The organism is Roseomonas sp. TAS13 (assembly GCF_001950415.1).
Taxonomy (GTDB): Bacteria; Pseudomonadota; Alphaproteobacteria; order Acetobacterales; family Acetobacteraceae; genus Roseomonas; species Roseomonas mucosa.
Window position 1 is genome coordinate 1 of record NZ_BDLP01000472.1, and the last position, 2853, is coordinate 2853.

Genomic DNA, 2853 nt, shown 5'->3' on the forward strand with positions numbered 1-2853 from the left:
CGCCACAGACGGCCAGCAGCACCAGCGCATTGCCCGCGAGGCTGCCGCCGCCCTGCCCGTCCCCGCCGCCTCGGGCCAGGGTGACGGCGCCGATCCCGCCCGCCGCCAGCAGGGCCGCCGCCCAGCCGCGCGGCGTCAGCCGTTCCCGCAGCAGCAGCGCCGCGCCCAGTGCCACCACCGCCGGAATGGCCGCCAGCATCAGCCCGCCCTCCAGCGCCGTGGTCAGGCGCAGGCCGAGCAGCAGCGCGGCGTTGTAGAGCACCGTACCCAGCAGGGCCTGCCAGAACAGGTTCAGCAGGGCCCCGCGCGGCGGCAGGCGCGGCCCGTCCCGCCAGAGCGACAGCGGCAGCAGCACCGCGACGGCCAGCAGGCAGCGCAGGCCGAGGATCATGGCGATGGGCAGCGCGCCGGCCAGGGTCTTGGCGACGCCGACATTGACCCCCGTGAGGACCATCGACCCCGCGAGCTGCGCATAGGCGGTCAGCATCGCGGCGCCGGGTGTGCGCCCCGCGGTACTGGTGAAGCGGGCATCGGCGGCGGCGTCAGTCCTCTTGTCCATCCCGGCGGAAGGGCGAGGCCAGGGCCAGCGCCTCCATCTCCGCCAGCATGGCCGGACGCTCCTGATTCAGGAAGCCCGCCACGGCACGGCGCAGACCGGCATGTTCGATCCAGTGCGCGGAATAGGTCGGCACCGGCAGGTAGCCGCGCTGGATCTTGTGCTCGCCCTGCGCCCCGGCCTCCACGCGCGGAATGCCGTGCGCGATGGCGAAGTCCATGGCCTGGTAGTAGCAGAGCTCGAAATGCAGGAAGGGCGCCTCGACCAGCGAGCCCCAGTTGCGCCCGTAGAGCGCGTCCTCCCCGATCAGGTTCAGCGCCCCCGCCACCGGCTCGCCATCGCGCTCCGCCACCATCAGCACCACGCGGTCGCCCAGCCGTTCGGACAGCAGCGGCCAGAAGCGCGGCTTCAGATAGGCGTCGCCCCATTTGCGGTCCACGGTGTGTCGGTAGCACTGGTGGAAGACCCGCCAGTGCTCCGGCGTGATTTCGCTCCCCCGCAGGGCGCGGAAGCGGAGCCCGGCCGCCTGCGCGTCCCGCCTTTCCCGCCGCAGCGTCTTGCGCTTGCGCGAGGACAGGGCGCCCAGGAAGTCGTCGAAGCTGCCATAGCCCGGGTTGGCCCAGTGGAACTGCGTGCCGAGGCGTTGCAGCCACCCGACCTCGCCCAGCGCCTCCCATTCTGCGCCGGTGCAGAAGGTGACATGGCAGGAGGAAAGCCCCAGATCGGCCACCGCCTGCCGCAGCCCCTGGGCCAGCGCCGCCACCGGCACGCCACCGCCCGGGCGGGTCAGAAGGCGCGGCCCCGGCACGGGGGAGAAGGGCACCGAGACCTGGAGCTTGGGGTAGTAGCGCCCGCCCGCCTGCTCGAAGCCGCGTGCCCAGCCCCAGTCGAAGACGTACTCGCCGTAGGAATGGCTCTTGGCATAGGCGGGCGCCACCGCGAGCAGCGTGCCGCCCGCATCGCGCAGCGCCGCGTGCTGCGGCAGCCAGCCCGTCCTGCCGCCGGCCGAGCCGCTGTCCTCCAGCGCCGAGAGGAAGGCGTGTGAGACGAAGGGGTTCCCCTCCCCCGCGCAGGCATCCCATTCGGCGGCGGAAATCTCCGCGATGCGCGGATGCAGGGTCAACGTCAGCTCGGGCGCGCACTCGGGCATGGACCCAATGTGCGCCCTCCCCGGGCCAGCGCAAGCTCCCGCTGCTGCGATGCGGCGGGAAGGGTTCTCCCTGGGGGCGTCGCCGGGTCAGGCGATCTCGAACATCGCCTCGACCTCGACCGCCGCGTCGCCAGGCAGCGAGGGCACGCCGATGGTCGAGCGTGCATGGCGGCCGGCCTCACCGAAGACCTCCACCGCGAGGTCGGAGGCGCCGTTCATCACCACCGCGTGCTGGGTGAAGTCCGGCGTGCAGGCGATGAAGCCGCCCAGCCGCACCACGCGCTTCACCCGGCCGAGATCGCCACCCAGCGCCGCCCGGGCCTGGGCCAGCACGTTGAGGAAGCAGGTCCGCGCCGCTTCCCGCCCCGCCTCGGGGCCGACGCCCTGGCCCAGCTTGCCGGTGACGGCGATCCTGCCCGCCTGCATGGGGATTTGGCCGGAGATCACCAGCAGCGACCCGGCGATCACCGCAGGCACGTAGTTGGCGATGGGCGTGGCGGGTTCGGGCAGGGTGAGGCCGAGCTCGCTCAGGCGGGCGTCGATCGGACCGGTCATGCACATGCTCCTCGGAAGAACCGGGGCCGTCATAGACCGCGCCGTGCCGCCCGTGAAACCGCCTTCGCCGGCCCTCAGCCCACCAGGCGCAGGCTGCGCCGCCGCGCCTTCGGGCCGGCGGGGGCCTCCAGCGGCAGCAGCGGCTGCTCGCCCGCCGCCACACCCAGCTCGGCGCCGCATTCCTCCTCGGTCGGGTCCGCCAGGGCCGGCCCCTCCAGGTACTCCAGCGCCAGCCGCCGGAAGCCCCAGTCCAGGATCGAGGTGGCCCGGGCGATCCGCGAGTCGCCCTCCACCACCCCGGCCGGGCCGAAGCGCGTATAGGCATGGGCCTGCACGAACTCCGCCAGCGGCACACCCCGGGCCAGGCCCAGCGACACGGACTGGCACAGCGCGTCCAGCACGCCCCGGAAGGCGGCGCTGTCCTTGGCCAGCGTCAGCGAGACCTCGGACAGCGTGCCGTCCGGGTGCTCGGCGGTGCGCAGCGTGACCCTGTGCCCGGCGATGGAGACCTTCCAGACCTGCCCGCGCGCCGCCGCGCGGGTCGGGGCTGCCTCTTGATCACAAGTCTCGACGTCAGCATAGAGAGGTGTAG

At 73.3% G+C, this 2853-nt stretch carries 3 protein-coding genes and 1 pseudogene; all 4 read right to left on the reverse strand.

Going from position 1 to position 2853, the window contains the following annotated elements; genetic code table 11:
- Window positions 1–559, reverse strand: a 559-nt coding sequence (locus tag ROTAS13_RS22255) for a DMT family transporter (protein WP_139323499.1), incomplete at its 3' end; no start/stop codon positions are given.
- Window positions 543–1706 (reverse strand): GNAT family N-acetyltransferase, encoded by a 1164-nt coding sequence (locus ROTAS13_RS22260; protein ID WP_019463119.1) that lies wholly within the window; start codon window positions 1704–1706, stop codon window positions 543–545. The genes ROTAS13_RS22260 and ROTAS13_RS22255, both read right to left, overlap by 17 nt.
- Window positions 1707–1793: 87 nt before the next feature.
- Window positions 1794–2261 (reverse strand): RidA family protein, encoded by a 468-nt coding sequence (locus ROTAS13_RS22265; protein ID WP_058390175.1) that lies wholly within the window; start codon window positions 2259–2261, stop codon window positions 1794–1796.
- 74 nt (window positions 2262–2335) lie between these two features.
- Window positions 2336–2853 (reverse strand): annotated as a pseudogene (locus tag ROTAS13_RS27465) (hypothetical protein); the annotation flags it as partial.

Excerpts from the sequence above, each read along its gene's own strand:
- ROTAS13_RS22260 (WP_019463119.1), bottom strand. The coding sequence starts at position 1,706 with ATGCCCGAGTGCGCGCCCGAGCTGACGTTGACCCTGCATCCGCGCATC.
- ROTAS13_RS22265 (WP_058390175.1), bottom strand. The coding sequence starts at position 2,261 with ATGACCGGTCCGATCGACGCCCGCCTGAGCGAGCTCGGCCTCACCCTG.